Below are 25,498 nucleotides of genomic sequence, written 5' to 3'. Positions count from 1 at the left end.
CTTTTTATTTATAGTTAATTATAAAATTGTAGTAATTAAGAGCAATGTCGTTCACTGTGGTTTCAAGCGACTTTTGAAGTTCATTATATCCTTCCTTTAGTTTGCCATTTTCATCAAAATAATTGGGCAGCGTATATTTAAGCAGCACATCATTATCGGTATAGATTTCGGGCACGCTAAGTGTAAGCGTGTATGATGTTTGTGTAAAATCTATCTTCATGACCAACTTAACTTTATGCTGGTGCGTTTCACCCCGATCACGATAGAAAAAGGCATTAGTTTTCATACCGCTTATGGTAAGGCTGTTATTACTAACGTTACTGATATCATACTCCAGGTTACGCCGCTTAAGGGTTGTAACCCATGCCTTGCTAAGCTCAACAAACTTTTCTGCCGTAACAGTGGGTATGGTTACCGTAACGGGTTCAAAACCTCTCGAAGTAAGTTCTAACTGAGGTGGCTGTGCCCTGCTTAAGCCGAAGCTTAGAAAGCATAGTAGTAAGATTGCTTTCATGGTTTAGGCTTTTTTAAGCGCTTTTTCAAATTCTTCCTGTATGCGGCCATTAGAAACCAAAAAGGGCTTTTTATCTATGGTAACGGTAATGTCGTCTCCGGCTATTATGTAAGAGCCTTCAAAGCTGCCCACAGGGGTACTGCCTTCAAAACTACCCTTTTGTTCGTTGCCGTTAAGGGTGCCTTTAGAGCCCACGGTGCTCCTTATTTTATTCAGTAATTCTGATTTGTCTCCGGGATATTTTACTGTAAACTGATTGCTCATGATAGTAGTATTTAATAGGTTATTTAGTAAAGTTAACCATTATAAATATCACACTGTGTTTATCTTATGTTAAGTAGGTAGCCAAAATTTAATTAAAATCTCTATTAATTGAGATACTTCTAAAGATTTTATGATTTAACTTTACACAACAAACAACCACCTTACATTATGGACATTATACCGTATGACGAAGCCCGGAAAATTTGGCATCGGATATCCCGTACTACAGAGGATCTGGATTTACCGGTTCAGGCCGAACTGCATAAAAGATTCATGAACATTTTTCAGGTGGGCAATTACTACCATTATATATTTAACTGTGTATCTGGAGAAATAGAATATGCCGATGAAAAAATCAGGAATGTTTTAGGCTATGCCCCGGATGAATTTAACGTTGAGCTGCTCATCTCTAAGATTCACCCTGATGATTTGCCACACTTTCTTAATTTTGAAAATGAGGTTACTGATTTTTTTAATAAGCTGAGGGCAGAACAGGTACTAAAATATAAAGTAAGGTATGACTACCGCATACAAACAAAACACGGTAATTACATAAGATTATTACAACAGGTAATAACCATACAAAGTGATGATGATGGAGCCGTACTGCGCACTATGGGGGTGCATACTGATATTACTTACCTTAAGCCCGATGGTGCACCTCAGTTGTCGTTTATAGGGCTGGAAGGAGAACCATCATATCATGATGTGGCTGCAAAAAAGGTATATACACCGGCAAGGGAAATACTTACCCGCCGCGAAAAAGAAATACTGGCTTATATGGCACAGGGATACAAATCGCCTGAGATTAGTGCCCAGCTTAATATAAGTACACAAACGGTAACCACGCACCGCAAAAATATGCTGGGCAAAACCGCAACAGGTAGCGCTGCCGAACTGGTTATGACTGCGCTTAAAGAGGGTTGGATCTAACTAAAAGTCCTGCGCAATAAAACGTCCTGTAGTTTTGTCAAAAACGATAGACGGATCATCAAATACCATATTCATTTGATTGTTGTCAATAAGTGTGGACGGACTGCCTTGTATAAGACTACCCTTTTTCATCACAAGTAGCTCATCTGCCATTTGTAATGCAAGTTCGAGGTCATGGGTAGAAAAAAGAATGCACTTACCCTCATCTGTAGCCAATTTTTTGAGCAGGCGCAATAAATTTACCTTATGTGGCAGATCTAAGTGGGTAGTAGGCTCGTCTAAAATTATTAGGGGAGTGTCCTGCGCCAGCGCACGCGCTATCAATACATTTTGAAGTTGCCCATCGCTTATTTCAAAATGTTTTTTATGGGCAAGATATTGCGTGTTGGTTAGGGTAAGGGCTTCATTCGTTTTTGAAATGTCTTCGTCAGATAACGTGCCAAGCCAGTTGGTATAGGGCTGCCTGCCCAGTGCCACAAGTTCAAAAACGCTCAGGTTGCCCGGCGGAAGCCCCTCTGTAAGCACTAACGATAATTGTTGAGCGAGTTGATGTGGGGAATAGCTGTATAAGTCTTTTTCGTTAAGGGACACATTGCCTGAAAGCGGTTTTTGCAATCCGCTCAGGGTGCGTAACAGTGTACTTTTACCGATACCATTGGCACCAATCAATGCTACGAGTGAACCTGCTTTAAGCGTAATAGTAATGTTATCGGCAACAACGGTTTGCTGTTTGCTACCGTAGCCTATGCTTATATTGTTTGCTGTTAGTATTTTGGTTCTTGTATCCATTAATACGTGCGGTTACGTTTTTTTAATAACAAGCTAATTACCACAGGCGCACCCACTATAGATGTGATACCGTTTATAGGTAAAACGGCAGCAGTACCGGGTAGCTGCGTACACATATCGCAAAACAACATCAATATACCGCCAATAAATAACGTTCCCCAAAACAATATCCTGTGGCTCCCAGCCTTTAGTAACAAGCGTGCAAGGTGTGGCACTACCAAACCTACAAAGGCTATAGGTCCTGCAAAAGCGGTAACACAACCCGTAAGCAGGCTGGCGGCTATTATAATAATAAAGCGTGTGCGTTTAAGGTTAATGCCCATACTGGCTGCATAGCGCTCGCCCAGTAAAAGCGCATCTAACGGTTTTATACAGCTTATGGCTAAAACCAGCCCAATAATTGTAACTATTGTTAATATGATAATAGATTGCTGTGGCAGGTTGCCTAAGCTACCTAATGCCCAAAAAGTATATTTTTGTAACTGTTCAGCAGTACTAAAGTAAGTTAGTACACTTACTATTGCTCCTGTAAAGCTGCCAAACATTATGCCTGTAATCAATATTCCCATAGTATCGCGCAGGCGTTGGGCAACAGCCAGTACTAATAGCAGCACGGCAAAGCTACCGGCTACCGATGCCAGTACCACACCATAACCCGACATTAAAAAGATGCCTAAAGCTCCGGGTAAAAGCCCTGCACCAAGTATTACAAAAGCAACACCCAGGCTGGCACCACTGCTAAGACCCAATACATCGGGTCCGGCAAGAGGGTTGCGGAAAAGTGTTTGCATTAGCAGGCCACCTACAGATAATGCCATGCCTGCAAGCACGGCTACAATAGCCTTTGGCAGGCGATAGGATAGAATAATATAGTCCCATGCGGGTTTTGAAGCATGGTTGCCGGTTAGTGCATTAACCACATCTGTAAGCGGAATTTTTACTGCACCGAGGCTGATATTTGCCAAAAACAGCATTACCAGGGCGATACCCAGGCAAGTAAAAAGAATACTATTTCGGCGTTGGTTGGGCACGTATATTATTGTAATTGTTCGAAGAATTGCAGCTTATAGCCCGGTAATAATTCAGGGTGAAAAATATATACCAGGTCTTTAAGCACCAGGTCAGGGCGGTTTGGGGCAAGCTCATAATATATAAGCCCGCCTGTTTTGCCGGTTTTGGTACTAAACGAATATACTTTTTTGTTTTTAAACGCTTTAAATTCTGCATAATGAGGATTCGCTTCCATCATCTGTTTAAGCGATGTGTACTGGCTTGGGCCTATCCAGTAATCAGCGTTTTGCGCCTTTTCCAGCACGGTTTCAAACGAGAGGCTAAGGCTGCCTGTACCTTTACTGTCTGCCCAAAGGTAATTTGCGCCTGCATCTTTTAAGAACAGTGCGGCCCAGCTGTTTCCTTCCGGTAGCAGCCACTGGTCGTTAAGCATAGCGCCGCCCATAACGGTTGGTTTTTCTTTTATGTTTTGCGCCAGTTTCTGCGCATCGTGGTAGTCTTTTTCAATTTTAGAGAAAATTTCATCGGCTTTATCATCCATCCCGTAAAGGGCGCCAAAAAACTTTATCCATTCGGCTTTACCCAGTGGTGTCTGCTCTGTCCAGTCGCCGTTATACAGTACTTTAAGCCCCGCCTGTTCAAGGCTGTTCAGGGTTTTGTTGGTACTGTTTATCCCAAAAGCTACTACGGCATCAGGGTTAAGGTCAATAATAATTTCGGTATTCAGGCTTTCGTTGGCACCGGCTTCCTTCACCTTACCGCTATCAATAAGTGCACGCGTTTTTTCAGACGAAATATACTGCGTACCGGGAAAGCCCACCAGCGTGTTTTCTACCCCTAAAATCTCCAGCGACGGTATGTGTGTAGTACTGGTAACCACGGCGCTTTTAATGGGTACGTTAACTACTGTATATTGCTTAAGGCTATCGGGCAGGGTGGCGCCTTTTTGCAGCATTACATAAGTATAACTTTCTTTAGCATTGGGCCACGGTTGTGTAACTTTTACAAGGCTAAAGCCTTTATATTTATAAAGTTGCAATCCTTTAGCGTGCTTAATAGCGTTGGTTGTTGCCTGTACTGTAGCTACAGGGGCATCGGTGGTGTTCTTACAGGCTGTTATTGCTAATAGTGCAACAAAAAGCAGGGAAAGTATTTTCTTCATAAAAAATATTCAGCTGCCGCAAAGTTATGAATTAAATTGCGCAACAAAACCTTTATCTTTGCACCCATCTTTAGGTTGCTTTGCGCAAAAGCGCATAACGCATTAAAAGGGAATCAGGTATATGCCTGGGCTGTTCCCGCAACTGTAAGCTTATTCCGCCACGGGCGGAAGGCTGTTGTTATCTGCACACCACTGCTTTTAAGGGCGGGAAGGTAAACAACAGTACGCAAGCCAGGAGACCTGCCTACAGTAAAATTAAATTGTTCGGCCTTCGGGAAAAAAGGCTCCAGCTATGGCAAATAAAAATCTTTTCGTCTTTGTATTCCTGTTCATGTGTGTTGTTGCAAGCGCACAGCAGGACACCATTACCCTTACTGAAGTAATAGTGTCTGATACGCAGCTGCGCGATTTTTCGAAAACGCAGTCTGTACAAAAGCTCAGCGACTCCATTATTGGCAGGAGCGGGGCTTCGCTTACTTCATTATTGGTAAACAATTCACTGGTATATTTTAAAGAAAACGGCCCCGGCATGGTATCGTCGCCGTCGTTTCGGGGTACATCGGCACAGCAAACCGCAGTGGTGTGGAATGGTATTAACATCAATTCGCAACTCAACGGGCAAACCGATTTTAATACATTAAACGCCCGCGATTTTAACGAAGTATCTGTACGTGCAGGCGGGGGTAGCGTTATTTATGGCAGTAGTGCTATAGGGGGCAGCATCCACCTTGATAACTCATTGGTTTTTACAAACCGTTTTGTAAATGAAGTGCGCACCGATTATGGCAGTTTTGCCACAATGGGCGCTAATTATAAGGTTATGGCAGGCAGCGAACGCTTTAGTGTAAATGCCTCTGTAAGTCATAATAAGAGCGATAACGATTATAAATATCCCGGTTACGATGTTTATAATACCAATGGCCAATACCATAATACCAGCCTTAATGCGGCTCTTGGCTATAAACTAACAGATAAGCACATACTGCGCTTTTATAGCTACCTGTTTGACGGGCAGCGCCATTTTAGTGGTACGCTGGCAGCGCCATCAAGCAGTATGTATGATGATACAAATACCCGAAACCTGGTAGAATGGACGGCGCTATACGGCAAATTTACAGGTAGGCTTAAGGCTGCTTACCTTGAAGAGCATTACAAGTATTATGAAAATTATACTAATGAAAATTATACTACAGGCCGAGTAAAAAGCATGATAGCCCGATATGATGCAACCTATGATTTTACCCCAAACCTTAAACTAAATGCCATTGCCGACCTTACTCATAATGATGGCGAGGGTAGCGACATTAAAAGAAACATCCGCAACACAGCATCGGGTGCACTATTGCTTAAGCATAGCATTACAGAAGTATTACAGTATGAAGCCGGCTTGCGGAAAGAAAGCGGTAATGCTTATAGCAGTCCGTTACTTTTTTCGGCAGGAGCCAGGGTAAAGGTAAGCGACTTCTATGCGGTAAAGGTAAACGGCTCACGAAACTTTCGTGCACCTACGTTTAACGATCTGTACTGGGAAGGATCGGGCAACCCGAACTTAAAGCCTGAAAGTTCTTACCAGGCAGAGGTAGGTAATGTGTTTACTAAAGGTACAGCCATGCTGAGCCTTACAGGGTATTACATCCGCCTTACCGATATGCTGCGCTGGGTTCCGGGAGTGGGCGGTATCTGGAGGCCGGAAAATGTTGATAAAGCTAAAAGCTATGGCGGCGAGGCGGTTTTTAGCTGGGATAAAAAATTTGGGCAACACACCTTTAGCCTGAATGCTAACTATGCCTATACCATTTCTCAAAAGGATGGTAACAAAAACCAAATGATGTATGTGCCTAAAAACAGGGCAACTGCAACATTGGCGTATGCCGTTAAAAGATTTTCGGCTTATTACAGGCATTTATTTACCGGAGAGGTATTTTATACCACAGATACCAGTTCTGGTATTGATGCCTACAATGTATCTGGTGCAGGGGCAGAGTATACCTTTAATGTAGCTGGCGGGCTTAGCCTTGGCTTTCAGGTAAACAATCTTTATAATGCCGAATATATGAATGTTGCCGTAAGGCCAATGCCGGGGCGCAATTACAATGCATATCTTAATTTTAAATTTTAATATACTAACACAAATGAAACTACACAAACTAATGCTTACCGTTATTGCAGGATCGCTGTTTTTTGCATCTTGTAGCGATGATGACAGTAACAGTGCACCTCGTGGTGCTTATGATAATGGCTTACTGGTACTAAACCAGGGTAACTTTAATGCTGGTAATGCTTCGGTATCATTTATATCTGATGCAGGCGAGCTTGAAAATAATGTTTACGGTGCTAATAATGGTGGTGCAGTACTGGGCGATGTAGGCCAGGATGTAGGCCTTGATGGGCGTTATGCATATATTGTACTAAACGTTTCTAACAAAATAGAAGTAGTAGACCGTTATACTTTTACTCATGTTGCTACCATAACCACAGGTCTTGTAAACCCACGTTATATTGCGTTTCACGGAGGTAAAGGTTATGTAACCAACTGGGGTGCAGGTGGAGTTACTACAGATGATTATGTAGCAGTAATAAACCTTGCTACTAATGCGGTTACTACTACCATTCCGGTTACCGAAGGCCCGGAGAGGATTATTGAAGAAGATGGTAAACTATATGTGTCGCACATGGGAGGCTACGGATATGGTAATAGCATCACGGTAATTAACGGCGCTACAAATACGGTTAGTACTACGATAGCAGTTGGTGACGTACCTAACACGCTTGAGATAGAAGACGACAAACTTTATGTACTGAATGAGGGTAAAAATTCTTACTCAGGTTCAGAAAATGCCGGAAGCCTTAGCGTTATAAACCTTAGAACTAATACTGTAGAACGTACACTTGCCTTTAGTGGCATACAACACCCTTCTAACCTTACTATAGAAGATGATGTAATTTACTACACTCTTGGAGGTAATGTATATACACTTGGGCTAAACAGTACTACGCTGCCTGCCGCACCATTGTTCTCTGCCGCTGCACAGGGTGTTGCAAGTGTTTCTGCCTTTGCTGTAGAAGACAGGCATATTTATGTTGCAGATTCGGGCGATTATAGCGCTGCCGGTAAAGTACATATATACTCACTTACAGGTACAATTGAGAAAAGCCATACTGTAGGGCTTATACCTGCGGGCTTTTATTTTAACGACTAATTTTAGCGTAGCTCCTATACGTCTTTAACAATTATTGCTTTTATAGTTGATATTCCTGTCAAAGGTAAATTTGTTGATATGCTGAATTACAGTAGCAACAATTATCTTTGACAGGATTTTTTTATTGTAGCATTTAAGAGTTTTTGCTATTTTAAATCATCAGGTAATAGTATGTTTTTTTTAAAAAATAAATCTAATGAAAATACTAATAGCCCTGATATGCACTTTGTCCCTCGTATTTTACATACATCACGCATCATTTTAAAGCTGGCAGCATTAAAAACTCTTTTTACCGTCATATCCCTTGCGAAATAGTATCGATTGTTTACTTTTGTGGGTTGCATAATGCCACCTGCATACTTTTTTAAAGTTTGCAGCGTTTACTAATCCGAATTACTGTTATATAAATTTTTGTTTATAATGAAATTAAACCAGGTTTTCTCAGGCCTTTTGCTTACTGCATTAATAGTTACGGGCTGTAAATCTTCTAAAGAAACAACTACTACAAACGCCGCCCCGGCCACAAAAAAAGATGTTCTTTTTACTGTAAACGATAAGCCTTATTATACTGATGAGTTTGTAAGGGTTTACAATAAAAACCTCGACCTTGTAAAAGACGATTCACAAAAAGATCTTGATAATTACTTAGACCTGTTTGTTGGCTACAAGCTTAAAGTTAACAAAGCGTACAAACTGGGCCTTCAGGATAATAAAAAATATCAGGGAGAACTGCGTAGCTACCGCAACCAGCTGGCTAAAAACTACCTTACAGATAGTAAAGTAACCACAGAGCTGGTAGAAGAAGCTTACAAACGTTCGCAAAAAGAAGTAAGGGCATCACACATGCTTTTTCTGGTAGATGAAAATGCTACCCCTGCCGATACACTAAAAGCATATAATAAGGCAGTAGAAGCACGCAAAAGGGTAACAACCGGAGAAGATTTTGCTAAGGTAGCCAAAGAGCTTTCAGAAGATCCTTCTGCTAAAGAAAATGGTGGCGACCTGGGGTATTTCTCTGTGTTCCGTATGGTGTACCCGTTTGAAAGTGGGGCTTATAACACACCGGTAGGCCAGGTAAGCAAACCCATACGCACGCGTTTTGGATACCACGTTATAAAGGTTAATGATATACGTGATAACCGTGGCGATATTACAGTGGCACATATTATGGCGCTTAAGCCAAAAGACCCTAATAGTGCTGATGCTGCAAAGGCAAAATCTAAAATAGAGGATATTTATAAAAAACTACAGCAGGGCGAAGATTTTACAGCGCTAGCAAAACAATTTAGCGAAGATAAATCGAGTTCAGAGAATGGTGGTTTGCTAAATACGTTTAGTTCGGGCGAGCTTACGTCGCAAGTTTTTGAAGACCAGTCTTTCCTGCTTAAAACACCGGGAGAGATATCAAAGCCGTTTGAGTCGCAGTTTGGCTGGCATATTGTAAAACTTGTCGAGAGAAAAGCTGCAAAACCTTATGAAGAGGTTAAAGCTGATTTTGAAAGCAGGACTAAGAGAGACGAGCGTTCGCGCCTTATTGCAGAGAGTGTTACCGGTAAGCTAAAAAAGAAATATGCTGTAACTAAGGATAAAGAGGTTTACAAGCTTACTCAAAAAGCCATTTCAGACAGTGTTTATAAAATGACATGGAAACTACCGGCAAATCTTGAGCCTTATAATAAAACATTAGTAATCATTAATAATGACAAGAAGCTTACGGGTAAGGATTTTCTTACATATGTGTCTACACAACAAAACATGGGTATATCTGCAAAGCCACTTTCAAATGCTGTAGATGTACTTTATAACCAGTATGTAGATGAGCAGCTAAATGTTTACTATAATGACAACCTTGAGAAAGAATTTCCTGAGTTTAGCCTTGTAATGGAAGAATATCGCGATGGGTTGCTTCTTTTTGATCTTATGGAAAAGGAGATTTGGGATAAAGCCAAGAATGACACTATAGGGATACAAAAGTTTTATAACGCACATCTGGCCGATTACCAATGGAAACAAAGGGCTGAGGTAGAAGTATACTCTTCATTATCAGAAACTACCGCAAAACAAGCAAGGGAACTGCTTCTTAAAAATAAAGATGCCGTTGCCATTAAAGCGAAGCTTAATACTAAAGATAAAATTAGCATTATAGAAAAAACAGGAACCTTTGAAACAGGAAGTGATGCAATGCCTAAACTTACCGACTGGAAACCGGGTGTAAGTACGATTGTAAAGGAGGCTAACTACTATTATGTGGTTAAGGTTGTAAAAGTACTTCCGGCGGGCGCTAAAACGCTGGATGAGGCAAGAGGCAGGGTAATTAATGATTACCAGCAATACCTGGAAAGCACCTGGGTAGATGATCTTAAAAAAGAGTTTACCGTTAAGGTAAATAATGACGTTTTTGAAAACGTAAAAAAAGAGATTAAGCATTAATGGCTAAAAAGGAACTACTGTTATTTTTTATTTCGCTTACGCTTTTATCCTGTGGAGATAAAGGTGGTGGGAAGCCTGCCGATGCAGCTGCCCGTGCCGGCGATGCCTACCTGCAAAAAGAAGAATTGCAGGGGCTTGTGCCTCCGGGTACGCCTACAAAAGACAGTCTTGCCATCATAAAAAGCTATATAGACCGGTGGGCTTCTCAAAAACTTATGTTTGATGCCGCTACCGTTAACATTGATGAAGATAAGCAGCAGGAGCTTGACGGGTTGATACGCCAGTATAAAACAGATTTGTATACTAAGGCTTACCTGGAAGAGCTTGTAAAGCAGAGTGTAGATACTACAGTGACTGAAGAGCAACTGGGTACATATTATAATGCGAATAAAGATAATTTTCGTACTACAGGCATGTTAGTAAAATTACGTTATCTGCGCATGGCAAAAGACCATCCAAAGTTTGGACTAGCACGCCAGCGTTTTAACAGCGGGGGCAAAAAAGATAAAATTGCCCTTAATGAAATGACGTTGCATTTTAAAAATTATGCGTTTAATGATACCGTGTGGACAACTATGGCAGAGGTGTACCAGAAATTACCTTTTATAACGCCCGATAACAGGGGGCGTTATATAGCCAGCGGTATAGGGTATCAATACCCTGACTCACTGGATGTGTACCTGGTAAAAGTAAATAAGGTACTCGACAGAAATATGGTAGCCCCATATGAATATATAAGGCCAACACTAAAAGAGGTTATAATAAATAACAGGAAACTGGAGTTAATAAAAAAGATCCAAAAAGATATTACGGATGACGCGATTAAAAATGATAAATATGAAGTTTATAAATAACCGGATAGCGGTTTTCTTAGTTTTTGCCTTTATGGGCTTTTCTGCCGCTGCCCAGCAAATTATACCTCTTGTTCAGGATACCGTTAAGCACACTCCTAAAGGAAAAAGGCTTAAGGTAGACGGTGTTGTAGCTGTTGTAGGCGATTATGTGGTGCTAGACTCTGATATTGACCTTGCTTTTAAAGAAATGCAGGCCCAAAATATGTCTATAGAAGGTGTGAGCCGTTGTGAGATACTTGGCAAGCTAATGGAAGATAAGCTATATGCGCACCAGGCAATACAGGATAGTGTTATTGTTACCGATGCACAGGTTAATGAGCAGGTTAGCCGCCGTGTTGATTATTTTGTGGAGCAGCTGGGGTCTAAAGAAAAGATGGTAGAGTATTTTAAAAAGAAAGACTACGACTCATTTCAGACAGAACTTTTTGAAATGGTAAAGATACAGTTGCTTACTGATGAGATGCAGAAAAAAGTGATGGATGGTGTAGAAATCACCCCTGAGGAGGTAAGACAGTTTTTTGCAAAATTTGCAAAAGAAGATATCCCTGTTTTTGGAGCAGAGATGGAAGTAGCTCAGATTGTTGTAAAGCCGGATATTCCGCAGGAAGAAAAACAAAAAGTTATAGATAAACTCAAGCAGATAAAGAAAGAGGTACAGGAGGGCTCCAGCTTTTACAGTAAGGCCGTATTATATTCAGAAGATCCGGGTTCTGTAAGTAGTGGTGGATATTACAAGATGAACCGTAAAACACAGTTTGTAAAAGAGTTTAAAGACGTTGCCTTTAGCCTTGAAGAAGGCGAGATATCTGAACCGGTTGAAACAGAATTTGGTTACCACCTTATATATGTAGAAAAGGTAAGGGGGCAGGAGCGCGATGTGCGTCACATTCTTATGGTGCCTAAAGTAACGCCTGAATCTTTAGCTAAAGCTAAAGAAAAGATTGAAAAAATAAGACAGAAGATAACCAGTGGGCAAATTAAGTTTGCTGATGCTGCACGTTCTGAGTCTGATGATAAAGAAACCCGTAATAGTGGTGGTCTTCTTATTAACCCGCAAACACTGGGCACACGTTTTGAACTTACAAAACTTGACCCATCTGTTTATAATGAAGTTTCAGATCTTAAAGATAACCAGGTAACAGATCCTATTTTAGATACTGACCGTCGTGGTACTAAAACATATAAGTTACTTTCGGTAACAAACAGGTACGATCAGCACGAGGCAGACTATGCTAAAGATTATACTAAAATTAAAGATCTTGCCCTTAAGGAAAAGCAGATAAGGACCATTGCTAAGTGGAGCGAGGAAAAAATCAAGGCAGCCTATATCAAGATAAGCAAAGATTACCAAAGCTGTAAATTTGTAAACAACTGGCTTAAAAAATAAGCCGTTGGGTACAGTTTATATTAGGTAGACAATAAAATTATTTATAAGTTTGAAGCTAAGGTAACCCTTAGCTTTAATTTTTAACAGAACATACCATGTCAGACGTAGCAGCTATACAAAATTTAGTTCAGAAACAAGCCGCTTTAAAACAGGAGATCGCAAAAATAATCATAGGCCAGAAAGAAGTTGTAGACCAGATCGTGCTGAGTATATTTGCCGGAGGCCACGCACTTTTAGTAGGTGTACCAGGGCTTGCAAAAACCCTTATGGTAAATACAATCAGCCAGGCACTGGGACTGGATTTTAAACGTATACAGTTTACACCTGATCTAATGCCATCTGACATACTGGGTAGTGAGATACTGGATGAAACCCGAAACTTTAAGTTTATAAAAGGGCCTATTTTTAGTAATATTATCCTTGCCGATGAGATAAACCGTACCCCACCAAAAACGCAGGCGGCATTGCTTGAGGCCATGCAGGAAAAAGCTGTAACCATAGCCGGGCAGCACCATAAGCTGGCATTGCCTTACTTTGTACTGGCTACGCAAAACCCGATAGAGCAGGAGGGAACCTACCCACTGCCAGAAGCGCAGTTAGACCGTTTTATGTTTGCTATAAAGCTGGATTATCCTTCATTTGCAGAAGAAGTTCAGGTTGTAAAAAGTACCACGGCAGATACATCTGTAAAAGTTAATCCGTTGTTTACCGCGCAGGAAATTGTAGATTTCCAACACCTGATACGTCGTATACCTGTAGCAGACAATGTTATAGAATATGCCGTAACACTGGTTAATAAAACCCGTCCTGGTAACCCACTAAGCAACGATTATATTAAGACATACCTAGACTGGGGTGCAGGGCCGCGTGCCTCGCAAAACCTTATACTGGCAGCTAAGACCAATGCTGCGCTAAACGGTAAGTTTAGCCCGGATATAGAAGATGTACAGGCTGTAGCCACGGGCATATTGCGCCACCGTATTATAAAGAACTATAAGGCCGATGCCGAAGGTATTACCGAAGAAATGATAATCAAGAAGCTGTTTTAATAACAGCTTTTTTTATCCAATGAATAATTAAAATAAACAAAATGACAGACTATAAATCGTTAGTAGCAAAAGGGCCGGAAGCTTATATAAAAACATTAATGGATATTGGCTGGTTTGAGCAGCCACAAAATAAGATAGATGAAATAGCCGCGCAGTTATTGCGTTTTGAAGATAACAATCACTTTGTACTGGCACTGTCGCACCTCTCTTTTGATGCAGAAGGTTTTGAATCGGCAGATGAGTACAAGAAGGTGTTGCACGATATGGCTAAGTTAGCGGGTATAAAATTTACATCAATCGAACTTGATTTTAGTTTTTCAGAAGAAGCTGATACTTTAAACGGAGATGTTATTACGGCTAACGACAGCTACTGGTTAGAGCTTGAAAACCTTATTGGATGGTTTGATCCTGAGGTTGTTGATTTTATGAACGATGATGTGTTAGAAGGCGAGGGTGTTGAAGGCCGTATTTTCGACCTTCCGGCGGTAGACCAGTTTGCGCAGTTTGTATTTGTACCGCGCGAGCTGTATGATAAAGCGGTTGAGCATGGCCTTATACCCGAAGATGCAGACTATTTTATAAATGATTTTGACGAAGAATAGCGTAAATATCTTATGATAAAATCTTGATATTGGTTTTTATTTTTAGGCAATAAATTGTTTAATTTTAGGTTGTTATAGGATAACTAAAAACCAATTCTTATGAAAAAAGCATATCTTTTTATTCCCGAACTATTCTTTCTTGGATTTGCAATGTACTGGTTTGGAGAAAATTTACTGGCATCGGGTAATATTAATTATTTTGCTTTAATTGTTGCCTTGGTAATGCTTTTTCAGCTCGTTTATAACAAGCGTATTCTGGGGCTTGCCAGTGGTGCAGCTTTGGGTTTGTTTTCTTTATTTATGATATTGGCTGTGCTTTCAGAATTTAGGGATTTTCCTGCTGCATCTTTAGATGGCATCAGTTTTCTACTAACTGGTTGTGGGATATTTTTAACTTCAGGACTTGCAGCGGGGGCAATGGTGCTTAAACACGCGCTTAGAAAATCACAGCCGGCAAGGTTTATAGCATTCCCATCTTAAACTTTATTACATTTGTAATTTACTAATAGCCGTTATTTAAGCGGCTTTTTTAATGAATATATTTTTCGAAATGGACAAATTTTTACGCTTTACGCCTACCATATATTACATTCTGCTTGCAATATTTTGGTTTGTGCAGGAATATGAGAGCCTCGGTACTATTAGCTATCCGTCAATTGGAGTGTTTCTTGGGCTTGGTGCACAGCTTTTTACCAATGATAAAACCACCGGGTTTTTGTACGGTATTCTGTTTCTTATATTTTCGGGGTATATGGTTATTACATCGGCTACTTCATACATTGATACTAAAGTAGTAACAGATAATACGGCATCATTCTATATATTTCAGCTATCCTTTTTTGGGGTAAGTCTCATTATGTCGGTTTTGATGATTTACTATAACCGCTACTATACTAAAAAGGGGTAGGAGCAAACAAAAGTGCTATATATTTGCAAGTTTACTATATCGTTTTAGGGTGCTTATTTTCGTACAATTCAAATTTCAATAATGTTGCATATGTATAATTTTAGGCAGAATTTTTACATTTTAGCAATATGCGGTTAAATAATTAATAATTCTTAGCTAAACCCCTCTTTAACATAATGTTTTTGAATTATCTTCAGTAAAGTAGAATGTTTATAAATAATAATTCCCGCAAATTAAAGAAACGATAAAAATTTTTTAATTGAAATAAGTTTGAGTAAATTTACGGACTTTTTACGAACGAACATTAATATACTTACTATGGCTTTCGAGAATATTTATAACGATTACATTAATGAAATTGAAGAAAGAAAAGCCCAGGGACTTCACCCTAAACCAATTGACGGAGCAGAATTATTAAGTCAAATCATAACACAGATTATTGATGTAGATAATCCGAATAGGAAAGATTCTGTTAAGTTCTTTATTTATAATACGTTGCCGGGTACAACTCCCGCAGCGGCTGAAAAAGCAAAATTCTTAAAACAAATCATTCTGGGTGAAGTTGTAGTGGAAGAAATTACCCCTGCATTTGCCTTTGAATTATTGTCGCACATGAAAGGCGGTAAATCAATAGAGGTATTGCTTGATTTAGCACTTGGCTACAATGTTGCTATTGCAAAAGAAGCGGCAAATGTACTTAAGACACAAGTTTTTCTTTACGAAGCAGATACACATCGCCTTAAAGTTGCTTATGACGATGGAAATACAATAGCAAAAGAAATTTTGGAAAGTTATGCTCAGGCAGAGTTTTTCACAAAACTTCCGGACGTAGCCGAAGAAATAAAGGTTATTACATACATAGCCGCTGAAGGCGATATTTCTACCGATTTGCTTTCGCCGGGTAACCAGGCGCACTCTCGCTCTGACCGCGAATTGCACGGTTTATGTATGATGACGCCACAGCAACAACAGGAAATCAAAGATTTCCAGATGCAGTTTCCGGATGCCAGCATAATGCTGATTGCCGAAAAAGGTACAATGGGCGTAGGTTCATCGCGTATGTCGGGTGTAAACAACGTTGCACTTTGGACCGGTAAACAAGCGAGTCCTTACATTCCGTTTGTAAACATTGCACCAATTGTGGGCGGAACAAACGGCATTTCGCCAATTTTCCTTACAACCGTAGATGTTACGGGCGGTATAGGAATCGACCTTAAAAACTGGGTTAAAAAGCATGATGCAGACGGTAACCTTGTACGTAACGATAAAGGCGAGCCTGTTCTTGAAGAAGCTTATTCTGTTGCTACCGGAACGGTTTTGACCATTAATACAAAGAAGAAAAAATTATATAACGGCGACCAGGAACTAATTGACCTGTCAAAATCGTTCACGCCGCAAAAATTAGAATTTATCAAAGCCGGCGGCTCTTATGCTGTAGTATTTGGTAAAAAAATTCAAACGTTCGCTGCCCAGACTTTGGGTATCGATATTCCTTCGGTATTTGCTCCTGCAAAAGAAATTACTATTGAAGGGCAAGGCCTTACAGCGGTAGAAAAAATATTCAATATAAATGCAGTTGGCGTAACGCCGGGCAAAGTATTGTATGCAGGCTCAGATGTGCGCGTAAAGGTAAATATTGTTGGTTCTCAGGATACGACAGGTTTAATGACCGCACAGGAACTTGAATCTATGGCAGCTACTGTAATTTCGCCAAGTGTTGACGGTGCCTACCAATCAGGTTGTCATACGGCTTCGGTTTGGGATAAAAAAGCACAGGCAAACATTCCTAAGTTGATGAAATTTATGAATGATTTTGGTGTTATTACCGCACGCGACCCTAAAGGCGTTTATCATTCAATGACAGATGTTATTCACAAAGTTCTGAATGATATTACAATTGATGAATGGGCAATTATCATTGGTGGCGACTCGCACACCAGGATGTCTAAAGGTGTTGCCTTTGGTGCAGATTCCGGAACAGTTGCGCTTGCACTGGCAACGGGCGAAGCATCAATGCCTATTCCTGAGTCTGTAAAAGTTACGTTCAAGGGCGAAATGAAAGACTATATGGATTTTCGCGATGTTGTACATGCAACGCAAGCGCAAATGCTACAACAATTTGACGGTGAAAACGTGTTTCAGGGTAGGATTATAGAAGTTCATCTTGGTACACTTCTTGCGGATCAGGCATTTACATTTACAGATTGGACAGCGGAAATGAAAGCGAAAGCATCTATATGTATTTCTCAGGACGATACTTTGATCGAATCATTGGAAATTGCGAAAAGCAGGATCCAGATCATGATCGAGAAAGGTATGGATAACCACAACCAGGTATTACAAGGCTTGATCGATAAAGCAAACAAAAGGATTTCAGAGATACAATTAGGCGTAAAACCTGCATTAACTCCAGACGGAAATGCAAAATACTATGCTGAAGTTGTGATTGACCTTGATGTGATAGCAGAACCGATGATTGCCGATCCTGATGTGAACAATGATGATGTTTCAAAACGTTACACACACGATACTATTCGCGCCATTTCTTACTATGGTGGCGATAAAAAAGTAGATTTGGGCTTTGTAGGTTCTTGTATGGTTCATAAAGGCGATTTAAAAATCGTTTCTCAAATGCTTAAAAATCTTGAAGAGCAACAGGGCGAAGTTAAATTTAACGCACCGCTTGTTGTAGCTGCTCCTACTTATAACATTATTGATGAACTAAAGGCTGAAGGTGACTGGGATGTATTGCAAAAGTATTCAGGCTTTGAGTTTAGCGATCTTTTACCTAAAAGTGCTGCCCGTACAGAATACAATAATATGATGTATCTGGAACGCCCGGGTTGTAATCTTTGTATGGGTAACCAGGAAAAAGCGGCCAAAGGCGATACTGTAATGGCTACATCTACACGTCTTTTCCAGGGCCGTGTTGTAGAAGATACCGAGGCTAAAAAAGGTGAATCTTTACTTGCTTCTACACCGGTTGTTGTACTGTCTGCAATTTTAGGACGTATTCCAAACATCAACGAGTACAAAGCGGCGGTTGAAGGTATCAATCTGACTAAGTTTTCGCCGGCTTACAAACAGTTGGTTTAATAATTTTGGTTGCTTAGGTTGCCAGAAAAAAAATGAATGTATAATATTAAATTATAGAGATATGGCTTTTGATATTGAAATGATCAAAAAAGTGTATGCAAATATGGCCGAGCGTGTAGATAAAGCACGTGAGTTAGTAGGCCGTCCGCTTACACTGTCAGAAAAAATTCTATATTCTCACCTTTGGGAAAAAACACCATCCCAGGCATTTAAAAGAGGGAAAGATTATGTAGACTTTGCTCCGGACAGGGTAGCCTGCCAGGATGCTACTGCACAAATGGCTCTGCTTCAGTTTATGCATGCCGGAAAAGCAAAAGTAGCTGTGCCTACAACGGTACACTGCGATCACCTTATCCAGGCTAAAGTTGATGCAAAAACCGACCTTAAGCGTGCCAAAGAGCAGAGCAATGAGGTTTTTGAATTCCTTTCTTCTATATCTAATAAATATGGTATCGGGTTCTGGAAACCGGGCGCAGGTATTATTCATCAGGTAGTGCTGGAAAACTACGCGTTTCCTGGCGGTATGATGATAGGTACAGACTCACATACAGTAAATGCAGGCGGCCTTGGTATGCTTGCTATTGGTGTGGGGGGTGCAGATGCGGTAGACGTAATGAGTGGCATGGCGTGGGAGCTTAAATTCCCGAAACTTATAGGTGTAAAACTTACAGGTAAGCTAAGCGGCTGGACTGCCCCTAAAGACGTTATCCTTAAAGTAGCCGGTATCCTTACCGTAAAAGGTGGTACGGGCGCTGTAGTTGAATATTTTGGCGAAGGTGCCACATCTATGTCATGTACCGGTAAAGGTACCATTTGTAACATGGGTGCAGAGATAGGTGCTACAACATCTACCTTTGGTTACGACGATTCTATGAGTCGTTACCTTCGTGCTACTAACCGTGCCGACGTGGCTGATGCTGCAGACAAAGTTGCGGCTTACCTTACCGGAGATGACGAGGTATATGCTAACCCTGAGCAGTATTTTGACCAGGTTATAGAAATCAACCTTTCTGAGCTGGAACCACACCTTAACGGCCCTTTTACTCCGGATTTAGCTACGCCTATCTCTAAGATGAAAGAAGAAGCTGCTAAAAACGACTGGCCTTTACAAATTCAGGTAGGTCTTATAGGTTCTTGTACAAACTCTTCTTACGAAGATATTTCGCGATCGGCTTCACTTGCCAGGCAGGTTGCAGAGAAGAAACTTAAAACTAAATCGCAGTTTACCATCACTCCGGGATCTGAAGTGGTGCGTTATACCATAGAGCGCGACGGCTTTATTGATACATTCGATAAAATTGGCGCAACAGTATTTGCTAATGCCTGCGGACCATGTATTGGTATGTGGGACAGGGAAGGTGCTGAGAAAGAAGAGCGTAACACTATTGTACACTCTTTTAACCGTAACTTCTCTAAGCGTGCAGATGGTAACCCTAATACGCTGGCGTTTGTAGGTTCTCCGGAGCTTGTAACTGCGCTTGCCATTGCGGGAGACCTTGGCTTTAATCCTATTACAGATAAGCTTATCAACGAAGATGGCGAAGAGGTAATGCTTGATGAGCCTACTGGTAATGAGCTGCCTCCAAAAGGTTTTGATGCTGAAGATCCTGGATTCCAGGCTCCGGCAGAAGACGGTTCTGGTGTAAAAATCGTGGTTAGCCCTACATCTGAGCGCCTTGAGCTGCTTGCACCGTTTACCCCTTGGGACGGACAGAACATTACAGGTGCTAAACTGCTTATTAAGGCATTTGGTAAATGTACTACAGACCACATTTCTATGGCTGGCCCATGGTTACGTTTCCGTGGTCACCTGGATAATATTTCTAACAATATGCTTATTGGTGCCGTTAACGCATTTAACCAAAAGACAAATAACGTTAAAAACCAGCTTACAGGCGAATATGGACCGGTACCTGCTACTGCCCGTGATTACAAGGCCGCAGGTATACCATCAATAGTAGTGGGCGACCACAACTATGGTGAAGGTTCATCTCGTGAGCATGCTGCTATGGAGCCGCGTCACCTGGGTGTTAAAGCGGTATTGGTTAAATCATTTGCCCGTATTCACGAAACTAACCTTAAAAAACAGGGTATGCTTGCGCTTACCTTTGCTAATGAGGCTGACTACGACAAAATACAGGAAAACGATACCATTAACTTTACCGACCTTAAAGAGTTTGCTCCTAACAGGCAGCTTACTTTAGAGTTTGTACACGATGATGGTACAACAGATACTATACTTGTTAACCACAGCTACAACGAAGGCCAGATAGGCTGGTTTGTAGCCGGTAGTGCACTTAACCTTATTGCTGCAGCCGGTGCTGAAGAAACAAAGGCATAAGTAGTTCTTATATCATATAGGAAACTCCCATCGGTAACGGTGGGAGTTTTTTTTATGCCGTAATTTATTTGAAGATGCAAATCTTCCTCTTTGTTTTAAAACAAAAAAATCTGCCCCCATAGGATTGGAAGGGGGCAGATTACACACAATTATGAAGAAAAAGGTTTGGTTAAATTCAAATTTTAGTAGTAAGTATAGCGCCTTACTTTGGCAACATATTTTGCCAGGCGGATAACCTGCTGGCTATAGCCATACTCGTTATCATACCATACATATAGTATAACGTTTTTACCATCCGGGCTTACAATGGTAGCATTACTATCGTAAATAGCAGGAGCAGAAGTGCCTACAATATCACTGGATACTAACTCGTTGTTTACAGAATATTTGATCTGTTCCACAAGTTCGCCTTCAAGCGCGTAGTGCTTAATAATGTCGTTAACTTCGGTTACATTCGTAGCGCGCTCCACCTCAATGTTTACTACTACAAGCGACCCATTTGGTACAGGTACCCTTATGGCATTGCTGGTAAGTTTACCGGCTAACGAAGGAATTGCCTTTGCTACTGCACTACCTGCACCGGTTTCGGTAATTACCATGTTAAGGGCTGCGGCACGTCCACGGCGGTACTTTTTATGCATATTATCTACCAGGTTCTGGTCATTTGTATAGGCATGAATAGTTTCCAGGTGGCCTTTAGTTACTCCTAAAGTATCTTCTATAGCCTTTAATACCGGAGTAATAGCATTTGTTGTACACGATGCTGCCGACCAGATGTCGATACTCTCCGGATCAAACTGCTGATGATTTACCCCATATACAATATTAGGGATACCTTTTCCGGGAGCTGTAAGTATAACTTTATCAATCCCTTTTGATGTAAGATGGCGCTCCAGTGCCTCGGCTGTTGTAAATGCGCCGGTGTTGTCGATTAGGAGTGCATCTTTAATGCCATATTTAGAATAGTCAATATCTTCGGGGGCAGTGGCGCTTATAATATGTACGGTTGTACCGTTTATAATCAGGGTGTTATTTTTATCGTCAGCTATTACAGATCCTAAAAAATCTCCGTGTATTGAGTCATGTTTTAACAAAGACGCGCGTTTTAGTAGCAAGGCACTATCATGCTTATCCCTAACCACTATTGCTCTTAGCCGTAGTTGTGCTCCTTTACCTATTTTTCCCATCATGTCCCTGGCAAGCAACCTTCCTATGCGGCCAAAACCATACAGCACCACATCTTTTGGCTTTATATCGCCTTTGCTACGGGCTTCTTTTACTCTGTCTGCAACAAATATTGCAGCATCATGGCAGGTATTCGTTTCTTCGTGAAATTCGTAGGTCAGTTTACCAATATCAAGTCGGCTTGGCGGAAGGTCAGCCAGTTTTATAGCACGGGCTATCTCTACAGTATCAAAAATATTGATGGGTTTTTTAATAAACTCGGCTGCATACTCGTGTAGATTAATAATTTCGCCTACACTTTTATCTATAAGCTGGTTTCTAAAAAGTACCAATTCTATAGATTTGTCATACCATAATCCACTAACTATATTTATGAGTTCTACACCTGCCTTACGCCTGTCGGCCTGGTAGCTGAGTTCTTTTTCGTATAGTAATGCGTTGTTCATTGTTGCTGTATTGTTGTTTTATTTGGCAAATGTATAAAAACTCAATCGTTTTCGTGAAATTATTTTTAATTATTTTTTAAGATTTATTTTTATATAATAACGAGTTGTTTTGGGGTTATATCGCAAAATATTTGGTTTATATTTATATATTTTGTTGTTTAAATATGATTTTTTCCATTTTTTAGACATATAACAATATAATTGTTATATTTAACGATTATAAAACCAATTAATTATGAAAAGAAAATTACTTCGGCTCAGGGCTTTACTCTGTCTCGGTCTCTTGCTTTCATTTTTTGTAAGCAGTGCGCAAATTAATTATTCAGAGAATTTTGATGTCATTGAAGATATTGAGTGGTTAACGACTGGATTCGATTGGGATGACACTACTGTTTGCAGCGGCGGCGGTACAACTTATGTTAATCTTTATGATGGGTGGTTTGAAGGCTACACAGGTGAACTAATTTCGCCATCTATAGGGGTAAGCAATGGTACAGAAGTTACTGTAACTTATCAATACCGTATACTTGATTATGCAGCTTCTCCTTCTATACCAACAACAAACGACCAGGAATGGGGTACATTTACAGTATATTACGGCACTTCTGCAACGGGACCATGGAGTCCGATAGATGCCATAGATTCCTCTAACCATGTTGAGTCTGCAGATTGTGTTACGCGCACTGCAACTTTTACGCCAGTAGGTGGAAGCCAGATATACTTAAGGGTATATGCAGAACTTTCTAATTTTGAGAGTGACTTCCTGATATTTTTTGATGAAGTTACGGCTGTCCAGGAAGCTGCCAGTGCTTGCGCAGGTACACCTGCGCCATCAGTAACGGTGGCTTCTTCTGCAACTATATGTACTTCAAAACCCGTTACATTGTCATTAGATCCTTATTATGCTTTTACCGGCATGGCTTTTCAATGGCAAACATCTGCCGATGGAGTAACGTATACAAATGTTGCTACAGGTGGTACGGGTGATACATATAGTGCCATACAGGCTACAGCTACCTGGTACAGGGCATCTGTTTCTTGTATGGCAGGCGGTACAGCTGTTTTGAGTACACCCGTGCAGGTACAAAGCACGGGCGCACCATGTTATTGTGATGTAGATTTTTATAATACCGTAGAGCCTATAACTTCGGTAGAATTTGCAGGTATAAATAATCAAAGCCCGGCAGACGCAACGTCGTCTGAAGATATGGAAGATTTTACCGCTTTGGCTCCTGCGCAGGTTAGCCAGGGGCAGAGCTATCCAATAGCACTGAAAGGCAATACAAACGGAAGCTTTACAAACTATTTTACCGTATTTTTCGACTGGAATAAAAATGGTGATTTTAGCGATGACGGTGAAGTTTATCAAATAGGAAGTATTGTAGACTCTGACGGAATTGACGGGCAGGTTGCCCAGGGAACCATTGCAGTGCCTGCCAATGCCGCCATAGGAATAACCAGGATGAGAGTATTCAAATCCTATAATGCAGCTACTACAAGCCCATGCAGCGCTGCAGATGCAATAGGGTATGGCCAGGTTGAAGATTATTATGTAAATGTTACTGCGGCTGCACCTGTTGCACAGCTAACATGGGTAAACCTTCAGTCGCCTGCTACATTATCAATTAATCAGGGTGAAACGGGTACAATATATGCCCGCGCTTACGGTCAGGGAATTACTGAGGCTGCCGGTGCCGGTGCCGGTGTTTCTGCGTGGATAGGTGTAAGCACAACTAATACCGATCCATCTGCCTGGACAACCTGGGTGCCTGCTACCTTTAATGTACAGGCAGGTAATAACGATGAGTTTAGTGCAGCTATAGGCGCTACACTTGCGCCGGGTACTTATTACTACGCAAGCCGTTTTCAGCTTAATACAGGAGCTTATCTTTATGGTGGTTATACCGCTGACGGAGGTGGCATATGGAGCACAACAAATGTAAGTGGTGTGCTTACCGTAAACTGTAATGTAACTGCACCAACAGTAGATCCGCTTGCATATTGTGCCGGTATTACAGGAGCTGAACTACCCGTTGCCGGTGGGCTTAAATGGTATTTTGGACCTACCGGAGATAATGCTATACCGGCAGATACATTATTGACTACGGGTACTTTCTTTGTTTCAAAAATAGAAGGTACATGTGAAAGTGCTACACGTACCCCGGTTGTAATTACTGTTTCTTCTGTAATAGCTACTGAATTTGACGATTTAAGAGAATGTGATTCTTATACACTACCTGCGCTACAAACAGGTAATTATTATACTGCTACAGGTGGTACAGGTACACAACTTGCCGCAGGTACAGAAATTACACAGACTACGGTTATATATGTTTATGCAGTTGCTGCTGCAAATCCTGATTGTACATCCGAATCATCGTTTACAGTTACAATTAATAGTGCCGGTAGCATAAACGGAGATGCGAGCCAGAGCCTTGTAACAGGTTCAACGGTTGAAGATATAGAAATTGAAGCTAATGCTGCGGCTACTATAATATGGTATAGCGATGAAGCACTCACTACTGTTGTATCATCCCAAACCGTACTGGTTGATGGGGCTACATATTATGCAGTGCAAACTTTAGCAGATTGTTCAAGCCCGGCTTTTGCAGTAACCATTACTTTAACACTTGGTTTGGATGATTTTGGCAAAGAAAGTTTTACATATTATCCTAACCCTGTAGACGATGTACTTACACTAAGCTATACTAAAAGCATTAGTGGTGTTCAGGTACATAACTTATTAGGGCAATTGGTTCTTGAGAAGAAAACTTTAAATGCAACACAAGCACAGCTAAGCCTTGGTGCGCTTACGGCAGGCACTTACATGGTTAAGGTCGTTGCCGAAGATGGCGCTGCCAAAACAATAAAAGTGATTAAAAAGTAATACTACTTATTTATTAAATGGAAAACGGGCAGCTCAGGCTGCCCGTTTTTTTGTTTTATACGTCTTGATGTTACTAATGTATCCAAAAAAAGGAAAAACAACGGCAGCCATTAAATACGCCTGTGCAAGCATTGGTTCATGTCCCAGTTTAAAATGCAGCCAGCAAATTAAAAATGCAGGCGCTTCCAGATAGTAGCATGTAAGCCGTGCATATCTGGGAGACATAGACAGTTTTTTCCAGAAGAGGCTTATGCAGGTAGCGGCAATAACAAGACCAGCCAGGATGCATCCGGGAAAGTACAGCCCAGAAAGCATCATTTTTAAGCTAACAATAAGTAGCCCTGCTACAATGGCACTATGCAGCAACATTTCGATTTTACGTAGTACTTTTTTCATCAGGTAAAAATTTCATCCCAAAAGTAAAGTAACAACCTGAACTAA

General features: G+C 40.9%; 20 protein-coding genes and 1 riboswitch. Of the genes, 13 read left to right on the top strand and 7 right to left on the bottom strand.

Features of this window, described 5'->3' with window-relative positions; translation table 11 throughout:
* Window positions 1–4 precede the first annotated feature (4 nt).
* On the bottom strand, window positions 5–514 hold the full coding sequence (locus tag DYH63_RS12645; protein WP_116789152.1) for a hypothetical protein: 510 nt from the start codon (window positions 512–514) through the stop codon (window positions 5–7).
* Window positions 515–517: 3 nt separating this feature from the next.
* Window positions 518–778 (bottom strand): hypothetical protein, encoded by a 261-nt coding sequence (locus DYH63_RS12640; RefSeq protein WP_116789151.1) that lies wholly within the window; start codon window positions 776–778, stop codon window positions 518–520.
* 168 nt (window positions 779–946) lie between these two features.
* Here DYH63_RS12640 and DYH63_RS12635 point away from each other — a divergent pair, with 168 nt between their 5' ends.
* Window positions 947–1,711, top strand: a complete 765-nt coding sequence (locus DYH63_RS12635; protein WP_116789150.1) for a LuxR C-terminal-related transcriptional regulator — start codon at window positions 947–949, stop codon at window positions 1,709–1,711.
* Here DYH63_RS12635 and DYH63_RS12630 read toward each other — a convergent pair whose 3' ends face one another.
* From DYH63_RS12630 to DYH63_RS12620, 3 genes are read right to left on the bottom strand one after another with little or no spacing between them, the layout of a single operon-like run.
* A complete protein-coding gene (locus tag DYH63_RS12630) occupies window positions 1,712–2,500 on the bottom strand; it encodes an ABC transporter ATP-binding protein (protein ID WP_116789149.1) in 789 nt (262 codons plus the stop codon).
* A complete protein-coding gene (locus DYH63_RS12625; protein WP_240408987.1) occupies window positions 2,500–3,531 on the bottom strand; it encodes an iron chelate uptake ABC transporter family permease subunit in 1,032 nt (343 codons plus the stop codon). The genes DYH63_RS12630 and DYH63_RS12625 overlap by 1 nt, the downstream gene beginning before the upstream one ends.
* Before the next feature lie 5 nt (window positions 3,532–3,536).
* Entirely contained in the window at window positions 3,537–4,673 is a 1,137-nt protein-coding gene (locus DYH63_RS12620; protein WP_116789147.1) for an ABC transporter substrate-binding protein, read from the bottom strand.
* Window positions 4,674–4,728: 55 nt separating this feature from the next.
* A riboswitch (cobalamin riboswitch) is annotated at window positions 4,729–4,935 on the top strand.
* Window positions 4,936–4,965: 30 nt separating this feature from the next.
* Between DYH63_RS12620 and DYH63_RS12615 the strand changes: the two genes are divergently transcribed.
* From DYH63_RS12615 to DYH63_RS12560, 11 genes are all read left to right on the top strand, one after another.
* Complete coding sequence (locus tag DYH63_RS12615; protein ID WP_116789146.1) at window positions 4,966–6,792, top strand: TonB-dependent receptor plug domain-containing protein; 1,827 nt, start codon at window positions 4,966–4,968, stop codon at window positions 6,790–6,792.
* Window positions 6,793–6,805: 13 nt separating this feature from the next.
* Window positions 6,806–7,873, top strand: a complete 1,068-nt coding sequence (locus DYH63_RS12610; protein WP_116789145.1) for a YncE family protein — start codon at window positions 6,806–6,808, stop codon at window positions 7,871–7,873.
* Window positions 7,874–8,293: 420 nt separating this feature from the next.
* Window positions 8,294–10,303 (top strand): peptidylprolyl isomerase, encoded by a 2,010-nt coding sequence (locus DYH63_RS12600; protein WP_116789143.1) that lies wholly within the window; start codon window positions 8,294–8,296, stop codon window positions 10,301–10,303.
* Window positions 10,303–11,157: a hypothetical protein gene (locus DYH63_RS12595; protein ID WP_116789142.1), complete on the top strand. Its 855-nt coding sequence runs from the start codon at window positions 10,303–10,305 to the stop codon at window positions 11,155–11,157. The genes DYH63_RS12600 and DYH63_RS12595 overlap by 1 nt, the downstream gene beginning before the upstream one ends.
* On the top strand, window positions 11,141–12,544 hold the full coding sequence (locus DYH63_RS12590; RefSeq protein WP_116790827.1) for a peptidylprolyl isomerase: 1,404 nt from the start codon (window positions 11,141–11,143) through the stop codon (window positions 12,542–12,544). The genes DYH63_RS12595 and DYH63_RS12590 overlap by 17 nt, the downstream gene beginning before the upstream one ends.
* A gap of 95 nt (window positions 12,545–12,639) precedes the next feature.
* Complete coding sequence (locus DYH63_RS12585) at window positions 12,640–13,593, top strand: AAA family ATPase (RefSeq protein ID WP_116789141.1); 954 nt, start codon at window positions 12,640–12,642, stop codon at window positions 13,591–13,593.
* Between the two features lie 41 nt (window positions 13,594–13,634).
* The gene (locus tag DYH63_RS12580; protein ID WP_116789140.1) at window positions 13,635–14,195 is read left to right on the top strand and encodes a hypothetical protein; all 561 of its coding nucleotides are present in this window, start codon (window positions 13,635–13,637) and stop codon (window positions 14,193–14,195) included.
* A 99-nt stretch (window positions 14,196–14,294) separates the two neighbouring features.
* Entirely contained in the window at window positions 14,295–14,675 is a 381-nt protein-coding gene (locus tag DYH63_RS12575; protein ID WP_116789139.1) for a hypothetical protein, read from the top strand.
* Window positions 14,676–14,745: 70 nt separating this feature from the next.
* The gene (locus DYH63_RS12570; RefSeq protein ID WP_162927018.1) at window positions 14,746–15,102 is read left to right on the top strand and encodes a hypothetical protein; all 357 of its coding nucleotides are present in this window, start codon (window positions 14,746–14,748) and stop codon (window positions 15,100–15,102) included.
* Between the two features lie 318 nt (window positions 15,103–15,420).
* Complete coding sequence (locus DYH63_RS12565) at window positions 15,421–18,198, top strand: bifunctional aconitate hydratase 2/2-methylisocitrate dehydratase (RefSeq protein WP_116789137.1); 2,778 nt, start codon at window positions 15,421–15,423, stop codon at window positions 18,196–18,198.
* A gap of 61 nt (window positions 18,199–18,259) precedes the next feature.
* A complete protein-coding gene (locus tag DYH63_RS12560; protein ID WP_116789136.1) occupies window positions 18,260–20,539 on the top strand; it encodes an aconitate hydratase in 2,280 nt (759 codons plus the stop codon).
* Between the two features lie 182 nt (window positions 20,540–20,721).
* Here DYH63_RS12560 and DYH63_RS12555 read toward each other — a convergent pair whose 3' ends face one another.
* Window positions 20,722–22,170 (bottom strand): glyceraldehyde-3-phosphate dehydrogenase, encoded by a 1,449-nt coding sequence (locus tag DYH63_RS12555; RefSeq protein ID WP_116789135.1) that lies wholly within the window; start codon window positions 22,168–22,170, stop codon window positions 20,722–20,724.
* Between the two features lie 235 nt (window positions 22,171–22,405).
* Between DYH63_RS12555 and DYH63_RS12550 the strand changes: the two genes are divergently transcribed.
* The gene (locus tag DYH63_RS12550) at window positions 22,406–25,057 is read left to right on the top strand and encodes a T9SS type A sorting domain-containing protein (RefSeq protein ID WP_116789134.1); all 2,652 of its coding nucleotides are present in this window, start codon (window positions 22,406–22,408) and stop codon (window positions 25,055–25,057) included.
* 33 nt (window positions 25,058–25,090) lie between these two features.
* Here the strand turns inward: DYH63_RS12550 and DYH63_RS12545 are convergent, their stop codons facing one another.
* Window positions 25,091–25,453, bottom strand: a complete 363-nt coding sequence (locus tag DYH63_RS12545) for a hypothetical protein (protein ID WP_116789133.1) — start codon at window positions 25,451–25,453, stop codon at window positions 25,091–25,093.
* Between the last annotated feature and the right edge of the window lie 45 nt (window positions 25,454–25,498).

The sequence above is a fragment of the Flavobacterium psychrotrophum genome, assembly GCF_003403075.1.
GTDB lineage: Bacteria > Bacteroidota > Bacteroidia > Flavobacteriales > Flavobacteriaceae > Flavobacterium > Flavobacterium psychrotrophum.
The sequence above is the reverse complement of the archived record's forward strand: the minus strand, read 5'-3'. Positions and strand labels throughout refer to the sequence as shown.